Origin of the sequence: Colwellia chukchiensis (genome assembly GCF_002104455.1) — a bacterium.
GTDB lineage: Bacteria > Pseudomonadota > Gammaproteobacteria > Enterobacterales > Alteromonadaceae > Cognaticolwellia > Cognaticolwellia chukchiensis.
Genome location: NZ_NBOC01000039.1, coordinates 1 through 1,729, shown reverse-complemented (window position 1 = coordinate 1,729; position 1,729 = coordinate 1). Strand labels below are relative to the sequence as shown.

The 1,729-nt window shown below is 36.1% G+C and carries 3 protein-coding genes; all 3 read right to left on the bottom strand.

What is annotated here, in order from left to right; all coding sequences use genetic code 11:
- Positions 1-350: 350 nt before the first annotated feature.
- The 3 genes from B6K83_RS18055 to B6K83_RS18745 all read right to left on the bottom strand — a co-directional run bounded on the left by B6K83_RS18055 (position 351) and on the right by B6K83_RS18745 (position 1,726).
- Positions 351-662, bottom strand: coding sequence for a hypothetical protein (locus tag B6K83_RS18055; protein ID WP_139175668.1), 312 nt, complete (start codon positions 660-662; stop codon positions 351-353).
- A gap of 44 nt (positions 663-706) precedes the next feature.
- Entirely contained in the window at positions 707-1,396 is a 690-nt protein-coding gene (locus B6K83_RS18050; protein WP_085286230.1) for a hypothetical protein, read from the bottom strand.
- Positions 1,397-1,615: 219 nt separating this feature from the next.
- The gene (locus B6K83_RS18745) at positions 1,616-1,726 is read right to left on the bottom strand and encodes an IS3 family transposase (RefSeq protein ID WP_408607249.1); all 111 of its coding nucleotides are present in this window, start codon (positions 1,724-1,726) and stop codon (positions 1,616-1,618) included.
- Positions 1,727-1,729 lie beyond the last annotated feature (3 nt).

Below are 1,729 nucleotides of genomic sequence, written 5' to 3'. Positions count from 1 at the left end.
AAATGGACAATGCCAATCCATAATTGGAACCTGACACTGTCACAATTAGCCATCCACTTCGAAGGTAGGTTAGATGGCGTATTAGATATTTAGCAATTTAGGCTGACACAGAATTCTGAACGCCCTCGTCTAAAATTGAGCAAATAACAATTAAATCTATTTCTAAAAGAATCACTCAAAGGTTGGTTCCTCTAATAGCTTAGAGAATAAAACACCCGATCATCAAATATCATGAAGGTTAAATGATAACGCTAATGGTGATTATTATTATGTCGTTCTCGGTAGTATTTTGATGAATGGCTGAATTTTATCCGACAGGCAGAAGCTACGTGATAACGATAATCAACTTACTAGTCAGTACATTTACTCTGTGTATTCGAATTTAAAGATCTTGTTAATACACCACTAATAACACCTAAAACACCCTCTAAAGCATCTGAATTACCATTAGTTTTTAATTTTTCCCCGTGGATATCACTGCTGTTTTTATTTTTATCTCTATTTATAGCGTTGTTAGCAGCTCCAGCAGTAAAGTCGCAAGCAACATGAATAGCTTTAGTTGTTGAGCAACCAGCAAGGGACAATATAATTAATGCTACTAAACACTTACTTTGGCTTTTTAATATCATCCAAGCTCCTCCAGATATTTCATGTGATGACAACCCGCACCTATTTTTAGGTGAGAGCTGTCAGATCATTTACTAAATTAAAGTTCTTTTAATAGATTGACAATATTTTCACGCTCTTCAACTGTTGCATCTTGCCACTGGGCAATTAGCCCTTCTATTGCCGACATATCGACTCCATCAACAAGCGACAATAGCTGATTATCTGCCTGCGTATATTCTTCAGGATAAAATATGCTCATGTTAGACACATTTATCCAAAACTTACGTTGAGGCGAAGAAAAGTCAAGTTCATTATCTAACATCAGCTTTCCTAATAAATCTGCACCTTCTTCACTCCATGCCGCAGCAACTTGTAGTAATTCGACTTTATCAGGTGATACGTAGGGAATTAAACGAGCTAACAGTAATGCCGAGACTTTTTCTCCAGACGCATAAGCGGTCTTGTATAAGTCTTCTAATTCTCTATAACCTTTCTTTGTTATCTTATCGCACTCTTTTACTTGAATACGCATTGATGAAAGATCCAAATTTTCATCATTTGCATGTTTAACAGCCCAAGAGTCGAATTCCACGCCAGATTTCGGGGTTGCATTACAGAGGGTAATTATATTTCCGTATGTCTCAACATTTGAAAAGTTTCCTTCTTTAAACTCCTTCTCTATCTTTTTTATTTGCTTGGAAAGTTTATCATCATCGCCTGCATATGATGGCAACGAGCTTAACAGTATTAAACTTAAAGCTAATGTAGAAATAAAACCTTTTTTCATATCGTCATCTCCTTATGGTATCTGTTGGCCGTTACAGCTATAACAGTATGGCGCAACATTCACAGTTACGTTTGTAGTATCTGATTTATCTCCATCTGTTACTGTTAAACTAACCGTGTATGATTTAGTTAAAACTTCATGAGTAGGAAAAGCAAAGGTAACCGTTTCACCTGTCCTTGTAGTACCTCCATATGTCCATGTATATGTGATCTGGTCAAGCTAGGCCGCACACTTTTTACTTACACTTTCAAACTCAATTGGCGACATATCATTTAAGGTCGTATGTAATCGAATTGAGTTATAGTATTTGACGTATTTTTCAACATCGATTTT

What these genes read in the sequence shown, in the direction of transcription:
- B6K83_RS18050 (WP_085286230.1), bottom strand. Translation starts at nt 1,396, where the DNA reads ATGAAAAAAGGTTTTATTTCTACATTAGCTTTAAGTTTAATACTGTTA.